The 17,518-nt window shown below is 68.1% G+C and carries 20 protein-coding genes and 1 pseudogene; 5 read left to right on the top strand and 16 right to left on the bottom strand.

Going from position 1 to position 17,518, the window contains the following annotated elements; genetic code table 11:
* Position 1: 1 nt before the first annotated feature.
* Together IQ782_RS11585 and IQ782_RS11580 are read right to left on the bottom strand one after the other, a co-directional pair.
* A complete protein-coding gene (locus IQ782_RS11585; RefSeq protein WP_194134793.1) occupies positions 2-682 on the bottom strand; it encodes a GntR family transcriptional regulator in 681 nt (226 codons plus the stop codon).
* Positions 683-715: 33 nt separating this feature from the next.
* Positions 716-1,612, bottom strand: a complete 897-nt coding sequence (locus IQ782_RS11580; protein ID WP_194134792.1) for a dihydrodipicolinate synthase family protein — start codon at positions 1,610-1,612, stop codon at positions 716-718.
* 190 nt (positions 1,613-1,802) lie between these two features.
* Between IQ782_RS11580 and IQ782_RS11575 the strand changes: the two genes are divergently transcribed.
* The 4 genes from IQ782_RS11575 to IQ782_RS11560 all read left to right on the top strand — a co-directional run bounded on the left by IQ782_RS11575 (position 1,803) and on the right by IQ782_RS11560 (position 5,156).
* On the top strand, positions 1,803-2,792 hold the full coding sequence (locus IQ782_RS11575) for a sialic acid TRAP transporter substrate-binding protein SiaP (protein ID WP_194134791.1): 990 nt from the start codon (positions 1,803-1,805) through the stop codon (positions 2,790-2,792).
* Between the two features lie 18 nt (positions 2,793-2,810).
* Positions 2,811-3,338, top strand: a complete 528-nt coding sequence (locus IQ782_RS11570; RefSeq protein WP_194134790.1) for a TRAP transporter small permease — start codon at positions 2,811-2,813, stop codon at positions 3,336-3,338.
* 30 nt (positions 3,339-3,368) lie between these two features.
* Positions 3,369-4,673 carry a TRAP transporter large permease gene (locus IQ782_RS11565; RefSeq protein WP_194134789.1) on the top strand — a complete coding sequence of 435 codons (1,305 nt, stop codon included), beginning with the start codon at positions 3,369-3,371 and terminating at the stop codon, positions 4,671-4,673.
* A 150-nt stretch (positions 4,674-4,823) separates the two neighbouring features.
* Positions 4,824-5,156 carry a hypothetical protein gene (locus tag IQ782_RS11560; RefSeq protein ID WP_194134788.1) on the top strand — a complete coding sequence of 111 codons (333 nt, stop codon included), beginning with the start codon at positions 4,824-4,826 and terminating at the stop codon, positions 5,154-5,156.
* A 63-nt stretch (positions 5,157-5,219) separates the two neighbouring features.
* Here the strand turns inward: IQ782_RS11560 and IQ782_RS11555 are convergent, their stop codons facing one another.
* The 9 genes and pseudogenes from IQ782_RS11555 to IQ782_RS11525 all read right to left on the bottom strand — a co-directional run bounded on the left by IQ782_RS11555 (position 5,220) and on the right by IQ782_RS11525 (position 12,691).
* Positions 5,220-6,464 (bottom strand): MFS transporter, encoded by a 1,245-nt coding sequence (locus IQ782_RS11555; RefSeq protein WP_194134787.1) that lies wholly within the window; start codon positions 6,462-6,464, stop codon positions 5,220-5,222.
* 12 nt (positions 6,465-6,476) lie between these two features.
* Positions 6,477-6,833: a glutaredoxin domain-containing protein gene (locus IQ782_RS29765; RefSeq protein ID WP_338092577.1), complete on the bottom strand. Its 357-nt coding sequence runs from the start codon at positions 6,831-6,833 to the stop codon at positions 6,477-6,479.
* 108 nt (positions 6,834-6,941) lie between these two features.
* Positions 6,942-7,979 (bottom strand): annotated as a pseudogene (locus IQ782_RS11550) (PLP-dependent cysteine synthase family protein); the annotation flags it as partial.
* A gap of 24 nt (positions 7,980-8,003) precedes the next feature.
* Complete coding sequence (locus tag IQ782_RS30180; protein WP_277347848.1) at positions 8,004-8,135, bottom strand: hypothetical protein; 132 nt, start codon at positions 8,133-8,135, stop codon at positions 8,004-8,006.
* A gap of 11 nt (positions 8,136-8,146) precedes the next feature.
* Complete coding sequence (locus tag IQ782_RS11545) at positions 8,147-8,584, bottom strand: globin domain-containing protein (protein ID WP_194134785.1); 438 nt, start codon at positions 8,582-8,584, stop codon at positions 8,147-8,149.
* Between the two features lie 92 nt (positions 8,585-8,676).
* Positions 8,677-9,375: a response regulator gene (locus IQ782_RS11540; protein ID WP_194134784.1), complete on the bottom strand. Its 699-nt coding sequence runs from the start codon at positions 9,373-9,375 to the stop codon at positions 8,677-8,679.
* Positions 9,372-11,279 (bottom strand): hybrid sensor histidine kinase/response regulator, encoded by a 1,908-nt coding sequence (locus tag IQ782_RS11535; RefSeq protein ID WP_194134783.1) that lies wholly within the window; start codon positions 11,277-11,279, stop codon positions 9,372-9,374. Before IQ782_RS11535 ends, IQ782_RS11540 begins: the two co-directional genes overlap by 4 nt.
* 1 nt (position 11,280) lies before the next feature.
* Positions 11,281-12,330 carry an adenylate/guanylate cyclase domain-containing protein gene (locus tag IQ782_RS11530; protein WP_194134782.1) on the bottom strand — a complete coding sequence of 350 codons (1,050 nt, stop codon included), beginning with the start codon at positions 12,328-12,330 and terminating at the stop codon, positions 11,281-11,283.
* Positions 12,331-12,334: 4 nt separating this feature from the next.
* A complete protein-coding gene (locus tag IQ782_RS11525) occupies positions 12,335-12,691 on the bottom strand; it encodes a group I truncated hemoglobin (protein ID WP_194134781.1) in 357 nt (118 codons plus the stop codon).
* Between the two features lie 324 nt (positions 12,692-13,015).
* On the opposite strand from IQ782_RS11525, the gene IQ782_RS11520 reads away from it, so the two are divergent.
* Positions 13,016-13,165 carry a hypothetical protein gene (locus tag IQ782_RS11520; RefSeq protein WP_194134780.1) on the top strand — a complete coding sequence of 50 codons (150 nt, stop codon included), beginning with the start codon at positions 13,016-13,018 and terminating at the stop codon, positions 13,163-13,165.
* A gap of 153 nt (positions 13,166-13,318) precedes the next feature.
* Here IQ782_RS11520 and IQ782_RS11515 read toward each other — a convergent pair whose 3' ends face one another.
* From IQ782_RS11515 to IQ782_RS11495, 5 genes are all read right to left on the bottom strand, one after another.
* Positions 13,319-14,455, bottom strand: coding sequence for an FAD-dependent oxidoreductase (locus tag IQ782_RS11515; protein WP_194134779.1), 1,137 nt, complete (start codon positions 14,453-14,455; stop codon positions 13,319-13,321).
* 25 nt (positions 14,456-14,480) lie between these two features.
* Positions 14,481-15,728, bottom strand: coding sequence for a flavin-containing monooxygenase (locus tag IQ782_RS11510; RefSeq protein ID WP_194134778.1), 1,248 nt, complete (start codon positions 15,726-15,728; stop codon positions 14,481-14,483).
* A 182-nt stretch (positions 15,729-15,910) separates the two neighbouring features.
* Positions 15,911-16,081 carry a hypothetical protein gene (locus IQ782_RS11505; RefSeq protein ID WP_194134777.1) on the bottom strand — a complete coding sequence of 57 codons (171 nt, stop codon included), beginning with the start codon at positions 16,079-16,081 and terminating at the stop codon, positions 15,911-15,913.
* Between the two features lie 83 nt (positions 16,082-16,164).
* Positions 16,165-16,743, bottom strand: a complete 579-nt coding sequence (locus IQ782_RS11500) for an OsmC family protein (protein ID WP_194134776.1) — start codon at positions 16,741-16,743, stop codon at positions 16,165-16,167.
* A gap of 137 nt (positions 16,744-16,880) precedes the next feature.
* Positions 16,881-17,513, bottom strand: coding sequence for a TetR/AcrR family transcriptional regulator (locus IQ782_RS11495; RefSeq protein WP_194134775.1), 633 nt, complete (start codon positions 17,511-17,513; stop codon positions 16,881-16,883).
* Positions 17,514-17,518 lie beyond the last annotated feature (5 nt).

The raw sequence follows: 17,518 nt of genomic DNA, 5'->3' as shown, positions 1-17,518 counted from the left end.
TTCAGATCTCGAGCGCGCGCTCGCGGGCATTCGCGATATGGCGGTCCATCGCCGCCGTCGCCGCCACCGGATCGCGCGCCAGCAGCGCCTCGATCACCGCGATGTGGTCGGCGAAGGCAGCAGGCAGGGTCACCGGGCTGAGGCGGATCCGGTCGAGCTTGATCAGCCGGATGCGGATCGAGTTGATGTCATAGGCCGAGAGGATCAGCTCGTTCTTGGTCGAGGCGATCAGCAGCGCATGAAAATTCGTGTCGATCTCCTGGCCGCGTTCCAGCACCGCCTCGCTGGGATCGGCCTTGACCTGCGCAAGCACCTCTCGGTGCAGGTCGAGCTGCTCGCGGATGACCGCGTCGGGCATGGTCCGCACCGCGTGGAGCACCGCCTCGCGCTCCAGCGCGGCCCGCATCTGGAAGGCATCGCGGATCAACGGCAGGTCGATCGCCGGGATCTGGATCCCGCGCTGCGGCAGCACGTTGATAAGCCCTTCGGATCCGAGCCGCGGCAGGAGCTCGCGCAGCGCCCCGATCGACAGGCCGAGCATGGCGACGAGATCGCGCTGGCTGACCAGCTGGCCGGGCCGCAGACGACCGTCGAGCAGCGCCTTCTGGAACTGCTCGTAGCCCGATTGCCGGACGCGCCCGTCGTGGCGCTTCTGGGTGTCCTCGGCGCGGTTGCCCGGCATCAGCTGTCTCCTGTCGTCCTGTTGTGCCGCGGCTCAGAGCGTCGCGCCCGTGAACCCCAGCTCTTCCGCGAGGCGCGCGCTCATCCCGGCCTCCAGCGGCGCAAGCGGCGGCACGGTGCGGCGGTAGCCGTCGTCGCCGTAGCGGGCCGCCACGAGCGCCTTCAGAACCACGAGCCCGCCGTGAGCGTCAACCGCCTCGATCCGCATCGCCGCGCGTTTCTCGAAAGCCGCGTCCACATTGCCACCGCAAAGCGTGACGCTGTCGGCCGGGAAAAGGTTCACCAGCCCGCCGATCATCCCCGCGCCGCCCGCCGCGACCATGCGCGTCAGGATGCGGTCGTCGCCGGTGAAGATCGACAGATCGGGAAAGGCGCGGATCAGCTCGAGCCCGCCTTCGAGGTTGCCGGTGGAGTCCTTGATGCCGATCACCAGATCGCCCAGTCGCGCCTGCACCGCGCGCACCAGCGACGGCGTGAAGGTCACGCCAGAGAAGTGCGGAAAATTGTAGAGCACGATGTCGAGCCCCGGATGTCCCGCCTTCTCGGCGACGGCGGCGTAGAATTCGGCCACCGCCGCTTCCGAGGAGGGCGTGTAGTAGAACGGCGGGATGATCAACGCCGCGCGGCATCCGAGATCGGCACAAGCCCGGTAGAGCCGCGCCGCATCCTCGACCGCTGCCGAGATGATGCCCGGCACCTGCCGCGCCATGTCGTGGCCCGCCGCCTTCATTTCCGTCAGCGCGGCGATCTTCTGATCGGTGGAGAGCGATGCGCCCTCGCCAGTGGTGCCGAAGGCCGAGGTGAAGGCACAGCCCGCCCCGAGCATTGCCTCGCAATGCGCAAGGAGGCGCGGCACATCGATCTCGAGCGCCGCCGTGACCGGCGTCACCGCGGCGCCGACCACCCCCCTGAAATCCGACCCAGCACGCATCCCACTCTCCTCCATTTCACGGGACAACCAGCCCTGTTGTACTGGTTGTTTCAATAATCCCATAACTGATACAATCAGTGTTTACATAGGCCCCTGTGCTTTGTAAAGTCTTCAGCAATCGCCGCCGGAGGAGGGTCCGGCCATTGGCAAAGCGGCGAAAATCCTTAAACGGAATTCAGGGAGGACTGACATGACATTCACACGCACGCTGACCGCGCTTGCCCTTGGCACCGCGCTGGCGACCCCGGCGCTCGCCGCCGATCAGATCGAGATCAAGTATACAACCGCATCGGTGCCCAGCGACCTGCACACCAAAGCGATGCAGGTGTTCAAGGACGAACTGGAAAAGCGCGCGCCCGGCCGTTTCGACGTGCAGATCTACGACTCGGGCTCGCTTTTCGCACAGGGTGCCGACCTCGACGCGCTGCAACGCGGCAACGCCGAGATGACCTACCTGTCGTACCAGCTCATCGCCGACGCCATTCCCGCCTACGGGCTGCTGACCGCCGGCTACCTGTTCCAGAGCCCCGAGCACTACCGCGCCTTCCTTGCCTCGGACATCGGCGCCGAGTTCAAGCAGACCGTGTCGGACGAAATGGACGTGCAGCTGCTCGACACCTGCTATCTTGGCACCCGCCAACTGAACCTGCGCAAGGCGCGCGACGTGCAGACCCCGGCCGATCTTGACGGGCTGAAGCTGCGCATGCCCGGCTCCGACGCCTGGCTGTTCCTTGGCAGCGCACTAGGCGCCGCGCCGACGCCGCTGCCCTTCGGCGAGGTCTACCTCGGCCTGCAGACCGGCACGATCGATGCGCAGGACAACCCGCTGCCCACCGTCGAGGCCGCGAAGTTCTACGAGGTCACCGAGCAGATCGTACTGACCAGCCACCTTGTCGACGGCATCAACATCGCGATCAACAACGAGACTTGGGACAAGCTCTCGGACGAGGAAAAGACCGCGATGACCGAGGCTGCCGTGGCCTCCTGCGACTGGAACAACGCCGAGCGCGTTGCCAACGAGGAGCGGCTGGTGGACTTCTTCAAGTCCGAGGGGCTGCAGGTGACGGAACCAGACGTGGACGCCTTCCGCAGCCACGTGCAGGAGGTCTACTTCAGCTCCGACCGTTCGGCCGACTGGCCCGAAGGCTGGGCCGAGAAGATCAACGCGCTGGCGGAGTGATCCGCCATGACGGCGCGCATGGCCTCCGGATCCGGGGCGAAGCCCGAGACAGCCCGGCGCGGCACGATCGAGACCCTTGGCCGCCTGCTCTCGCGGGCGGCCGACGTGGTTGGCATCGGGCTCTTCCTTGCCGCCTTCGCCGGGTTCATCGTGCAGATTTTCTTCCGCTATGTGATGGGCGCCCCCCTCGTCTGGACCGAGGAGTTCGTGATGATCGCCTTCATCTGGACGGTGTTCTGGGCCGCGGCCTTCCTCGTGCCGATCCGCGAGCATGTCACCTTCGACGTGGTCTATGACGTGGTCTCGCCCCGCGTGCAGCGGGCAATGGCGATCTTCACCATGATCGTCGCGCTCGTCGCCTTCGCGCTGCTGTTCCTGCCGACGCTCGACTACCTCGACTTCCTCACCCGCAAGAAGAGCCCGGTGCTGCGCCTGCCCATGCACTGGATCTACGGATGTTACCTGCTCTTCGTCGTCGGCCTGGCGCTGAAGATGCTCGGCCGCCTGCTGCGCCTCTTCGGGCCGCACTGGCGCGACGCGCTCTGACAAGAGCCCCTCAGACTCCAAGGGAACTCAATGGAATTCTTCGCCGACAACGCCTTGCTGCTGATGATCGGGCTGCTGGTGATGACCACCGTGGCCGGGCTTCCGATGGGGCTCGCGATGATCGTCTCGAGTGTTTTCTACCTGCTGATGGCCGGGCGCGATATCGGTCTTGCCGCCGAGAACGTGCTGAACGGGGTCTTCGGCAACTTCGTCGCCCTGGCGGTGCCGCTGTTCATCTTCGCCGCCAACATCATGAACGCGGGCAAGGTGTCTGACCGGCTGCTGACCTTCGCGCTGGCGCTGGTGGGCCGGGTGCCAGGCGGGTTGGCGCAGGTCAACATCCTGACCTCGCTGATCTTCTCGGGCATGTCGGGCTCGGCGATCTCGGACGCGGCGGGAGTCGGCAAGGTGATCACCGACATGATGACAAAGGACGGGCGCTATCCGCGCGGCTTTGCCGGGGCGATCACCGCGACCTCGGCGGTGATCGGGCCGATCTTCCCGCCGTCGATTCCCATGGTGTTCTACGCGCTGATCTCCTCGACCTCGGTCGGCGCGCTCTTCCTCGGCGGCGTGGTGCCGGCGCTGCTTCTGGTCGTCGTGCTGGGCGTCTCGGTGATGATCATGGCCAAGGTCCGCGGCTTCCCGGTCGAGGCGGCGATCCCCTGGCGGACCTTCCCCCTCGTCTTCCTGCGCGCCGCCCCGGCGCTGATGATGCCGGCGATCCTGCTGGGCGGCATCTACACCGGCGTCTTCACCCCGACAGAGGCTGCCGCGGTCTCGGCCTTCTACGCGCTGCTGCTGTCGGTCTTCGCCTACCGGGTGCTGGGCCTGCGCGAGTTCCTCGACGTGGTCCGCGCCACCGTGCGCACCACCGCGGTGGTCACCATCGTGCTCTGCGGCGCGTTCATCTTCAACTACGTGGTCACCGTCGAGCGGGTCCCGGCGAGCGTCTTCGCCTTCTTCGACAGCATGGACCTGAGCGCCATCCAGCTGCTGATCCTGCTCAACCTGCTCTACCTCGCGATGGGCTGCTTCCTCGACGTCTCGACCATCATGCTGGTGGTCACGCCGCTCTTCCTGCCCTCGGCGGCCGCGCTGGGGATCGATCTCACGCATCTCGGCGTGGTGCTGGTCTTCAACATGATGATCGGGCTGATCACCCCGCCCTACGGCATCCTGCTTTTCATCATCAAGGCGCTCAACGGCATCCCCGTCAGCGAGATGATCCGCGAGGTCTGGGTGTTCCTCGCGATCCTGATCGCGCTGCTGATGGTGCTGACCTTCGTGCCTGAGCTGGTGCTCTGGCTGCCGCGCGCGGCGGGGATGCTCTGAACCGGCGCAAGGCGCCCGCCGAACGGCGGGCCCCTTGCCCGCCCGCCGCGTTGCGGCACTTTCAAACAGTTCTGCAACAATCGCCGCGCAAGCTTCCCCGATCACGCCATCAGCCGAGCGGCCCGCGCTCCCTGACAGGGGAAACTGCACATGTCCGGGGTATTGGAAGCCATCATGCTGGTCGCCTTCTCGACCGGCTGGTACTGTTCGATCTACAAGATGATGCGGCAGCGGGAGGCGCGAGGCAAAAGCCTGCCCTTCGTGCTGGTGATCGGCTTCGGCTACCTCTGCGGCGTCGCCTCGAAGCTGCTGCTCTGGCGCGAAACCGGTGTGTTGCCGCCCATCGTCTGGCTTTACACGCTGAACGCCCTTGTCATCGCCGTGGATGCATCGCTCGTCGTGCGTTACACCCGCCGGCCCGGCTGGGACGAGGTGGTTCGGCGCGCGTCGCCGCTGCCGCGCGGCGCGATCCCCAAGCCCTGACCGCAGCGGCATGTGACGACGGCCCCGGACGGCCTGTGTCCGGCGCCGTCGCCATCGCCGCGGTCAGGCGTGGACCGGCCTCAGCGGCTTGGGCGGGTTTGCCCGGCCGCGCAGCACCAGCGCCCCGAGCGTGAGCAGCAGCGCCAGATTCACCACCCCCGCCAGCGCCGCCACGCCGAAGGTCAGGTCGTAGCTGCCGGTCCGGTCGAAAAACGCCCCACCAAGCCAGCCGCCAAGCCCGTGCCCGCCCCAGGCAAAGGCGATGATGATGCCGCTCGCCCCGGCCCGGCACCACGCCGGGATCAAGGCGCGGATGGTGGTCAGCACCCCGGTCATGACCCCGGCGTAGCCGAAGCCGTAGATCGGCGCGAAGAGGTAGAACAGGCCGATGTCGTCGATCTGGATGAAGACATAGACCAGCGCGGTCTGCCAGGCGCTGGCGGCCAGATAGGCCGGCAGCGCGCCGATGACATCCGCCAGCTTGCCAAAGGCCACCCGGCCGGCGATGGCGGTCAGCATCATCACGAAGAGCACGCCGCCCGCCTCCGGGCCGCTCGCGCCGCAAAGCTCGACCAGCGGCGCAAGATGCATGAGCGGCACCGACATCAAGCCGCAGCAGAAGATCACCCCGAGGCTCATCAGAACGACCACGACCGCGGGCCGGACCGCGGGCTCCTCCTCCGCGGCCTGCGCCGCGGCACCGGCCGTCTCGGCCCTCGGTGCGCGCGCCAGCAGCGCCAGCGGCACCATGACCACCAGCGAGGCAAGCCCGATCGCGACAAAGGCGCCGCGCCAGCCTAGGGCGTCGATCAGCATGGCATTGGCCAGCGGAATGCCGCCCTGCCCCATGGCCTGACCTGCCGAGACGATGCCGATCGCCAGCCCCGCGCCGGTGCGGAACCAGCTTCCAACAAGCGCGAAGAGCGGCGCGAAAAGCGCCCCTCCGCCAAGCGCTCCGGCCAAGAAGAACAGTGCGTAGAGTTGCCAGAGTGCGGTCGTGAAGCCCGCGGCGGTCACGCAGAGCCCGGTCACCACCGCGCCCGCCAGCACCACCCTGCGCGTGTCCACCCGGTCCGCAAGCCAGCCCATCGCGATGCCCCCTAGGGCGAGCCCGATCAGCCCCGCCGAGTTGATCAGCGCGATGTCGCCCCGGCTCCAGCCCTGGCTGTCCTCAAGCGGCGTGAAAAAGGCCGAGAGCCCGTTGACCAGCTGCCCCATCGACACGGCCAGCACGATCGAGGCGGCGATGACGATGACCCAGCGATACCGGTCCTGCGAGACCTTCGGTGCGTCGCCAATCTGTTCCATGTCCTCTCCTCCTCAGGCGGACGCCGGCTTGCGAGGGTGCAGCCACGCGGGCAGGAATCCATAGGCATTGCCGATGCCCTCGGTATGGACCTGCCGCCCCAAACCCGCCAGCATTTCCTGCAACGCGCCACTGTTGAAGGCGTCGAAGGTCTCGGTGGCCCCGCCGACGTGGCGACCGCCGATGAAGATCTGCGGGATGGTCACCGCGCCGGTCTTCTCGGCCAGCGCCTTGCGCAGCGCGCCGCCGCGATCGTCTTGGCGATAGGCGGCGCCGTCGAGATCGACGGACAGATACTCGATCCCGGCCGCGGCGAAGAGCTTGCGCACCGACCAGCAGAACTCGCACCACTCGAGCGCGAAGAAGACCACCGGAGTCTCGGGGTTCGAGATCAGCGTCGCCAGCTCTGCCCGCGCCGCCTCGGTCGGGACGGCGGGCGGAGCGGCCTGCGCAGCCGGGGTGCTGGCGCTCGCGTCAAAGCGGAAGCGAGGGGTCGAGGCGGCGATGTCCAGCTCCTCGGCGTTCATCACCTCCTCGATCTCGGCGAAGAGCGGCGTCGACAGGTAGCGCTCGCCGGTGTCGGGCAGCATGGCGAGGATGCGCGATCCCCTTGGAGCGCGCCGGGCAATGTCCAGCGCGGCGGCAAAGGTGGCCCCGCCCGAGGTGCCGCAGAGGATGCCCTCGTAGCGCGCCAGATCCTGCGCGCAGGTCATGGCATCGGCGCCGGCCACCGGCACCAGCTCGTCGATCCAGTCCGCGCGCAGCACGTCGTCGACCAGCTTCGGCACGAAATCGGGAGACCAGCCCTGCATCAAGTGCGGCCGAAAGGCGGGGTGGCTGGCGGCCGGAGAGCCGTCGGCGTTGTAGGGCTGGCACCAGCCCGAGGCGAGCAGCGCGGAATTGTCGGGCTCGGCGGCGATGATCCTGGTAGAGGGGCTGTCTGCCTTCAGCTTGCGCGCGACCCCCTTGAGCGTGCCGCCGGTGCCGAAGCCGCTGACCCAGTAGTCCAGCGGGGCATCGTCGAAACATTCGAGGATCTCCTGCGCCGTGGTGCGTGAATGCATGTCCGGCCCGGCCTCGTTCTCGAACTGGCGCGCAAGGAACCAGCCATGTTTGTCGGCCAGTTCGCGCGCCTTGGCGATCATCCCCGAGCCCTTCTCCGAGGCCGGGGTGAGGATCACCTTGGCACCGAGAAAGCGCATCAGCTTGCGCCGCTCGATCGAAAAGCTCTCGGCCATGGTCACCACCAGCGGGTAGCCCTTGGCAGCGCAGACCATGGCAAGGCCGATGCCGGTGTTGCCGCTCGTGGCCTCGACGACCGTCTGACCGGGCGTGAGCGAGCCGTCGGCCTCGGCGGCCTCGATGATCCCCAGCGCCAGCCGGTCCTTGACCGAGCCCATGGGGTTGAAAGCCTCGAGCTTGACGAAGAGCTCGACACCCTCGGGGGCGAGCTTGGTGATCCGGACGATTGGGGTGTTTCCGACGGTCTCGAGAATGGAGTCAAAGGCTTTGGTCATCGGATGTGTCCTTCTGAAATGCGGTCAGAGAAACGAAAGGAGGCAATGGGCAAAGACCCCGGCCGCCGCTGTCGCGAGACCGGCGGCGGCCAGTTTGCGGCGCCCCGCCGCGACAAAGGCGGCGGGCGGGATCGAGGGGGCGGGTGACCGGGGCATGCCGCGCCTCCTCAGGCCGACTTGCGCGCGGCCGCGGCCCTGGCCCCGGCCATCATGGCGCCCGCGACCGCGCCATAGGCGGCCAGCCAGGCCGCGCGGACCTCGGCGGTGAAGAGCGCGCGAAGGTGCGTCTCCATGGTCTCGATCAGCGCGCCCCCCACGGCGTCATAGTCGGCCTCCTTCACGCCGTAGCCGAGGTGGCGGGCCCCCATGTCCGCGAGGGGGGCGAGCAGCGGCGCAAGATCGTCGGCCTGGCGCACCACCAGCGCAAGCGCCGCGACCAGCTTCTTGCGCTGCGCGGGCAGATCGGTGTTCGCGAAAAGCGAGCGCAGCGCCGGGTTCCGGCGGAAGAGGGCCGCGTAGAAGTCACTGGTGAAGGCATCGGCGTCCGCGGCAAGCACCTGCCAGCTGGCGCGGATGTCAGAGATGTTCTGCGTGGTCAGGGTCATGGCGCGATCCTCATGTTCGAATGATGCCGCCAGTCTCTCTGCCCCGAGTTTCCCGCCTGTGTCAGACCCCGGTCAAGATGGTTTCAATCATTTCAGCCCGGATCGTAGATGTAGCCGACGCCGCGCACGGTGCGGATCACTTCGGGCTTGGCCGGGTTCACCTCGATCTTCTTGCGAATGCGCGAGATGCGGATATCGATCGAGCGGTCGAAGGGATCCCACGAACGGTCATGCGCCCCCTCGAGGATCTGGTCGCGGTTGAGCACGCGGCCCCGGTTGCGGGCGAAGAGCTTCAGCAGGTTGAATTCCATGGCGGTGAGCGGCAGCTCCACCCCCTCTTCATCGAAGAGCTTGGCCGCGTCGAGGTCGAGCCATGTCTTGCCAAAACGGAAGCGCGTGCGCTCGCGCGGCGCCTCTTCTGGGGTCGAGGTCTGCCGGCGCAGCACCGCTTTTATCCGCGAGGCGAGCTCGCGCAGATCGACGGGTTTCGCAAGGTAATCGTCCGCCCCCATCTCGAGGCCGACCACCCGGTCGATCACCTCGCCTGCGGCGGTCAGCATGATGACCATCGGCGCCTCCGGACCCTGCAGGCTGCGCAGCACGGAAAGCCCGTCCTCGCCGGGCATGTTGATGTCGAGCAGGATGAGATCGGGCCGGTCCTGCGCCAGCTTCTCGCGCAACTCGTCGGCCCCGCCCGCCAGCGTGGTGCGATAGCCGCGTTTGCCGAGGTACTCGCCGACCATCTCGCGCAGGTCCTGCTCGTCGTCGCAAATCAGGACGTGATCGCTCATGCGTTGCCCTCCAGCATGCCGCGCGCGAGGCGGCGGAGTTCTTCGGGCGCAACGGGCTTTTCGAGGAAGGGGCGCCCGGCGCCGTCGAGAAAACCGCGCGCCTGCGGGCTCATCGTGTCGCCGGTGACGAAGCCCATGCGGCGGGCCATCGACGGGCGGTCACGCAGCAGCCGTTCGTAGAACCCGCGCCCGCCCAGCCCCGGCATGTTGAGGTCGGTCAGGATCAGCGCGAACTCTCTTCCGGCCAAAAGGTCGAGCGCGGCCTCGGCCGAGCCGGCGACCGTCACCTCGAAGCCGTCGCGCCCGAGGATCTCGCGGATGAGGTCCGAGACGTCCTCCTCATCGTCGACCACCAGCACCGCGCCGCGCCCGGCAGGCTTCGCGGCCAAGGTTGCGCCTTCGCCCTCGGCCTCGCGCGCCTCGGTGGTCGGCAGGCGCACCACCAGCGTCGCGCCCGTACCGCTCTCGGCCAGCGCGATCGTCCCCGAATGCGCAGTGACGATACGGTGGCAGAGCGCAAGCCCGATGCCCGTGCCCGAGCCGACGGGCTTGGTGGTGAAAAGCGGGTCGAAGATGCGGCTGCGGATGTCCCTCGGGATGCCCGGCCCGTCGTCAGCGACACGCAGGACCACCCGCTGCGCAGCAAGGTCGTGGCTCAGGGATACGTCGATCCGCCCGCCAGTGCCGCTTTCGCCGATGGCCTGATCGGCATTGGTCACGAGGTTGATGACCACCTGCGCGATCTGATGCGCATCGCCGCGTACCGGCGGCAGATCCGGCGCGATCTGCAGCGAGACCTCTGCCCCCAGCCCCTCGGCGCTTTGCGACAGCGCGCCCACCGCGGTCTCGACCGTCTCGGCGATGTCCATCGGCACCAGCCTCGCAGGCTGCTGCCGGGCCATGGCGAGGAAGGACTTCACGATGCGCGCGCAGCGCTCGGCGGCATCCGAGATCTTCTCGACCCGGCGCAGAACCTCGTCCGAGATGTCCTCGTCCCGCAACATAAGCGCGTGGCCTACCACCACCGAGAGTGGATTGTTCAGCTCGTGCGCCACCCCGGCCAGGAGCTCGCCGAGCGCCGACATCTTCTCCGCCTGGAAGATCTGTTCGCGCTGCGCGGCAAGTCGGCGGCGCAGCTCCACTTCCTTCGACACGTCGATGGTCGAGGAGACCAGCACGTCCTCGCCGCGATACTGGATCAGCCGCGCCGAGACCAGACTGGGAAACCGCGCGCCATCGGCACGGATCCCGGTCACCGGCATGTCGTCGACCCGCCCGTCGGGAAGCACTGCGGTGATGAAGTCGGCCCGCTCGGCGCGCGAGGCGAAATGCGCGTGGGTGTGCTCGGCGCTGCCCAAGAGTTCGGTCGCGGCGGGCGAGCGGTAGATCACCTCGCCGTCGCCGACGCGCGACATGATGATATTTGCCGGGCAGCTTTCCAGCACCTTGCGCACCAGCTGGTCAGCCGCGCGCTCGGTCTCCTCGACAACGCGGCGCTCGGTCACGTCGGTCTGAACCAGCACGAAGCCGCCAGCGGCGGTGCTGCGCAGAACCATCTGCGTCACGCGGTCGCCGCTCTCGATCTCAAGCGGGGTGACCATCCAGTCGCCCCCCGCAAGCCTGGCCTCCATGAAGTTGAGCCGCTCGGCATCCTCGGGCGCAAGCCCGCCGCGCACCACCCATTCGCGCAGCAGCAGCGACCAGTCGAGCCCCTCGGCCAGCAGGTCGGCAACCGCCGGGTTCATCTCGGCGAACCCCGCATTGAAGCGCAGCAGCAGGGCGTTCTCGTCAAAGATCGCCAGACCCTCGGACAGCGCATCGATCACCTCGGCCAGCATGTCGGCCGGACGCCGCTGCGGCCCGCCCCCTGCTTCCGGCACCGAGGGATCGAAGCGCACCGCCATCTCAGCGTTCCTGCGCCGCGCGCATCTCGGCGGCGATGCGGAAGACCGCCTCCTCGCTGCCATCCGAGAGCGTGATGCTGCCCGCCTCGGCGGCGGTGAACTCGTCACCGAGCCGCTCGACCACCGCGCGGTTGCCCGAGATGGTCATCGGCTCGGCCTTGTAACGCAGTTGGCTCGCGGTGATCACCGCGGGGCCGAAGACATCGTAGATGTATTTCTGCACGCCGACCACCGATCCGACCACCGCTCCCGAGGCGATGCCGACGCGGCAGGACCATTGGATCGGATGGCTGCCGTTGCGCTGGTTGAGGTAGCGCATGAAACGGATCGCGGCATTGGCGGCCGCCTGCGCGTGGTCGTCGGTGGGATCGGGCAGCCCGGCGACACCGATGTAGAGATCGCCCACCGCCCGGATGCGCGCGCAGCCGAACTGCTCGCCGATGCGGTCGAAAGCGGTGTAGATGTCGTTGAGCTCCGAGACGATCACCCCCGGCTCATGCGCGCTGACCATATCGGAAAAGCCGACGAAATCGAGACAGACCACCGAGACCGGATCGTAGAGCCGGGGCGTGACGATGCCGAAGGTCTTGTATTCCTCGTAGACCGAACGCGGCATCATGTTCAGCAGCAGCTTCTCGACCTGCTCCTTCTCGCGCTTGATCTCGCGGGTGTTGCGCTCGACCATCATGGAATAGCTGTCGATCATCGACTCCAGTTCCTTGATGCGCGAGATGTTCTGGCACACCAGCACCGCGATCGGCTCGTCCTCGTCGAGGGCGCGGTTGAAATCCATCGCCACGGTCATCGTGCGGCGGCGCAGGCGGAAGGTGGTCTCGGTGGTGTAGCGGCCCTCGGCCTCGAGCGCGGCGCGCAAGGCCTCGGTGTCGAAGTCCTGGAACTGCTCGAGCAGGTTCGAGCCCACCTCCATCTCGCCGAACCAGCCGCGGAACGTGTCGTTGCAGAAGCGCAGGCGCAGGCTCTGCAGGTCGAGAAGCGCAACCCCCACCCCGATCGCCCGCAGCAGCTGCTCGTTGATCGCGGCGATGGTCATGGCGTTACTCCGTCACCAAGGGGCGCCGCGCCTCGAAGGCCCCGAGAATCGCGTCCTGATCCTCGGGTGCCACGCCATGATCTGCCAGCGTGGCGCGCAGCAGCGATTGGAGCTTGTCGAAATGCCTTTGATCGATCCGCAGATGCGCGTGCATCTTGCGGATCTGCTCGTCGGTGTAGGAGGCCGGGCCGCCCATCAGCGAAGAGACGAACTTGGTTTGGTGATCGACGATGCGGGCCATGTCGATCTCGTCGAAGAACGGGCCCACGTCATCATCGTCCAGCAGCCGGTCGTAGAGGTCGAGGACGATCTTGCTGACGACGGAAAAGCCGCCGTACTTGTCGAACAGGGACTTCTCCATGGCAACCTCCCCCGGAGCCCGCGGCTCCCCACCGTAAAAATGCGCGAACATGCAATGCTCTACAAACATGCGGGATCTTGCACCTCTGTGGCAAGGTTTTCATCCAAGGGCGGAAATCCAAGTCTTGGTCGCCCGTGTTTCAGGCGCATGTCGCGCAAGGTTGGGCCGTGTTTCGATTGTTTCAGCAGCGCGCTGGGGCGGCGCTGCACGCGATACGCACGGGGCCGCCGCGGGACATCGGGCTGAAACACCGGCGCGCGAGACTGGCACGCGAGACCGGCACGCGAGACTGGCGCATCACCGCCAAACGCAAGGAGCCATGACATGAAAGCCCTCAACGCGTTGAACAATGCCCTGCAGCAGCCCCGCGCGGACCGCAGATTGCGCCGCGCCCGGCACGGTTACGGCGCCAAGGCCGAGATCGAGCGCGAGGCCGAGTGGCACCGGGTCTTTCGCCGCACCCACGGGTTTTGAGCCGCCGCGCGCAGCCGCTGGACAAAAAAAGGAAGGACCCGCCAGATCGGCGGGTCCTTTTTGTCTTGCACGGGTCAGGTGTCCCACCGCCGCCGCTTCCGCCGATGCGCCAAGGCAGCCCGGCATAGGCGCGCCGCGCGGCCTTGCGACGTCTCAGGCCACCCGGCGCGCCGGGTCAGGCGCTCCGGCGATCCAGCCCTGATTGGCTTTCATCGCACGGTTGAGGTGCTTGTGCAGCCCGGCCAGCTCGTCCATCGACCACTCAAAGCTGGCGATCCGGTCCGACAGGTCGAAGATCGGCAGCGACAGGTGGTCGCGCAGTGCCTCGTAGCCGCCGAGCGTGCCGCTGCTCGCCGCAGAGGACAGCAGCTCGGCATCGCGGAAGGCGTCGGTGATGCCATGCGCGGTGATCGGATCGCGGAACCAACTGGCATCGCCGACCAGCGCCCAGCCCGGCCCGGCGCAGCGGCGCATGTAGCCCGGCAGGCCCGCGAAGGTCACCCGCCCCTCGACCGGCACCGCGCCGGCCAGGTCTTCGGACATCGCGGGCATGTGCCGCGCCGCCAGGTCGGCCAGAGGCGTGCGGCGCAGCTCGGAGGCGGAGCCCTGAGGCAGCGCAATGAAGACGCAGCTTGCCCCGGCGTTTGTCGGGATGATCCCGCCCGCCGCGCCGGGCGCGAAATGCCAGCGAAAGCCGCGGTTTGGCAGGCCCGTGACGTAGTGGTAGGTGCAGGCCACGGTGTGATGCGCACGCCGCGTGACCTCTGCCCCCGCGAGCCGGGCCACGCGCGAGCGCTTGCCGTCGGCGCCGATCACCAGCCCTGCGCGCACCTCGCGGGTGCCGCCATCTGGCAAGGCCAGCCGCGCGCCGCGCACCCGGCCCTGCGCGTCTTCGATCAGCCCGGTGCAAGCGGTCTCGAACCGCACATCGGCGCCCGCCTCCGCGGCCGCCTCGGCGAGCAGCCGGTCAAGCAGGTGGCGCCGTGGCGCCATGAGCGCCGCGACCCCCTGTTCCGGGCGGATGGCGATGTCGATCGCCTCGGTCCCGTAGATGAATCTGGTCCGGGTGATCTGCGGTGTTCCCGCGTCGCGCAGTGCTTCGGCAAGCCCCCAGCGGTCCAGCAGCATGACCGCGCCGCGCATCAGCGCGTGGGTGGACATGGTGTCGCTTCCCGGCGCCGCGCTGTCGATCAGCAGCACCCTCGCGCCCTGCCGGGCGAGCTGCAGGGCGGTGGCCGCGCCGGCGCAGCGGGCCCCCACGATAAGTACGTCGTATGTTTCTATGTTCATTGTGAATCTCCTTGTGTGAAGGGGGTCAGGCGGCACGTGGCAGAGCCCGGCGCAGCCCGGCGGCGATGACCGGGGCCAGCGCCTCGGCATCGCGACCGACGCCGTGGATGAAGGCCGAGGCACGATGGCGCTGGAACGGCAGGCCAAGCGCGTAGAGACCGGGCACTGCGGTGCGCCCGCCCTGGGTCTCCAGCTCTCCGGCACCGGTCAGCACCGGAACCTGCAACCACGGGTAGGCGCGGCGGAAGCCAGTGGCCCAGATGACGCTGCGGATGCCCGCCGCCGCCAGGTCGAGCCGCTCGGGACCGTGGCGCGGCAGCTCCGGCCTGCGCCAGGCGTCGGCATCCGCCGGCAGCGCGCTGCCGGACAGCGCAAGATGGGTCTCGACATGCGTGAGCAGCTTGCGCCGCCGACGCTCCCCCGCCTCGACCTCCGCGCCGAGTGCAGGATCGAGCCGAAGCACGCCCGTCTCGGCGCCGAGCGCCCGGCCCACCAGCCGCACACCCATCGCGCGGAGCCGGTCGAGGCCAAGCGCCCCGCCGCCCTCCGATCCGGTGAGTTGCAGCGAGGGCAGCGCCAAAAGCTGCGCCGCATCGGCATCCGGCGGGCGGGGGGCATCGAGAAATCCGCTGTCCTGCAGCAGATCGAAGATCTCGCGCCCGCGATACCGGCGCGGGCAGCGCACATGACGGCCCACGGCAAGCGTGACCGGACGGCCCGAGGCGCGGATCTCGGCCGCCAGCTGCACGCCGGTGGCCGAGGCGCCGACGACAAGCACCCCGCCCTGCGGCAGCGCCTGCGCACCGCGGTAGCGCGTGGGCACCACTTGCGTGACCTCTTTCGGCAGCGCGGCGGCCCACTCCGGAACCGCCGGCAGATCGCATGCGCCGGTGGCGATGACCACCGCGCGGGCGAACCACTGCCGACCGCCGGCGATCACCCGGAAGCGGTCGCTTTCCCGCTCGACCAGCTGCACCTCGCAGCCTGTCACCACCGGCGCGGCGATGGCCTTGCGGTAGGCGTCGAGCCGCTGGCCGAACTCGGCGGCGGAGATGAAGCCCGAGGGATCCTTCTCGGCCCACGGCCCCGGCAACCGGTTCATCCAGTTCGGCGTGAGAAGGTGCAGCCCCGGCCAGCGCTCGGACTGCCAGCGCTCTCCCACCCGCCCGCGTTCGAGCAGGATATGGTCGATGCCGCGCCGCGACAGCGACCAGCTCAGGGCAAGGCCGGCCTGGCCGGCACCAAGGATCAGAACGCGCGTTGCGGTGCTCATGGGCTCACTCCATTGGGGTTTGCCCAAGATTGACCGCGCCGTGTTTCGCCACTGCGTCTTGCCGCAGGCCTTCGCGTTTCGAGTGTTTCAGCGCCGGCGCGCGGCCCGTGAAAAGCAGACGGCCCGCAGCGCAATGGCAGCGGGCCGTTGGGGAGGGTGGGAGGATGGGAGGAGAGCCCGGCTCAGGCGGCCATCGGCAGGGAGGTGCCTTTCGGAGCCTGCACCGGCGCTTCGGCGAGCAGGCAGGCACGGTCCCACCAGGCGCGGAAGTCGGCGAAGGTGTCGCGCATCGCGACGTTGTCGAAACCGGAGCCGTAGCTGGGCTTGGCGGCGGGGGCGGAGAAACGGGGCATGGATCTGTCCTTTCGGATGAGGGGGATTGAGGGCTTGGGGGACGTGGCCCGCGCACCGGTCGGCGCGGGCAGTCTGTCCGGGGTCAGGCGGCCATCTCGACCGAGACCGGCACGCCGTTGCTCAGCACGTCGAAGACGGCGGAGCGGGCCACCGACTGCTCGACGATCTCGCGAAGCTTCTCCTGCGGGGCGTCGCCGCGGATCTTCACCGCCATGCGGATGCCCGCGAAACCGTTGCGCACGCTCTTGTCGAGGCCGAGGATGCCATTGAGATTGATGTCACCCTCGATCTTCGTCTCGACCGCGTGCAGCTTGACCTGGCGGATCGAGGCGATGTTGCCGATCCCGGCGGTGATGCAGGAGGCCAGCGCCGCCAGCAGCAATTCGACCGGGGTGACACCGTTGTCCGCGCCGCAGAGCACCTGCGGGTGGTCGCATTCGACGGCGTAGTCGCGGCGGTGCTGCATCTCCTGCATGGCACCGTGGAAGCCGGTGAAGGCGGTGCGGCTGTGGGTGCCGGAGAGCCATTCGCCGTCGGCGCGGAAGGTGAACTTGGCGATGTCCGGGGTCTCGCCCACCACGCCGAGCGTGGCGAGGAAGGTCGGCACGTCGACGCCGTTCATGGCGGTCTTGGCGGGCTTCTCGAGGGTCTGGGTCGTCATCTTGGGCTCCTGTCCATTGGAGTGTCTGGGCTCGTCGGGCGCTGTGCCCTTCCGATGGACAGAAGTTCTGACGGGGCCGCGTTTCAGGCCGATTGCGCGCGCTGTTTCATTCGTTTCACGCCGAAGCCCGCAACGGTTCAGGCCACCGCGGCACGCGCGGGCCGGTCGAAGAGCAGCGCGAGATACTCGCGGAAATGCCGGGATTGGCGGGCGGTCATGTCGGGCTTGCCATAGGCACGCTGAAGCACCAGCGCGCCTTCGATGATCGAGACCGCCAACTCGGCAAGCTGCCGGGCGCTGACCTCGATGCGCGGCGGGTGTACATCCAGCACCTCCTGGAACTTGCGGATGTAGATCGCCGTCCAGTCCCGCAGCACCTCGGTGACGATGCCACGCACCTCCTCGTCGAACTGGGCGTTCTCGTAGGTGTAGACCGCGTACATGCAGCCGCGCGACGGCTGCTCGGGGTTCGAAATGTAGCTTTCGAACCCCTGAAGGAACATCAGCAGCTGGTCGTAGGGATCGTCATGGGTCGCCTCGGCGCGGGCGGCGAGGGTGCGGAACATCTCGAGATCCTGCCCCGCATGCCAGCGCACGAGCGCACGCGCCAATTCGGCCTTGGAGGCGAAGTGATGGAAAAAGGCCCCCTTCGACACCCCCGCCCTGCGCAGGATGTCGTCGATCGAGGTGCCCGCAAAGCCCTTCTCCATCACCAGCGCGCGGGCGCTTCCGAGAATGTGTTCGCGGGACTGCTCACCCTTGCGGGACATGGGGC

The sequence above is a fragment of the Salipiger mangrovisoli genome, from assembly GCF_015223355.1.
GTDB lineage: Bacteria > Pseudomonadota > Alphaproteobacteria > Rhodobacterales > Rhodobacteraceae > Salipiger > Salipiger mangrovisoli.
Note: the sequence above shows the minus strand (reverse complement) of the source record. Positions and strands in the feature narration are given on the sequence as shown.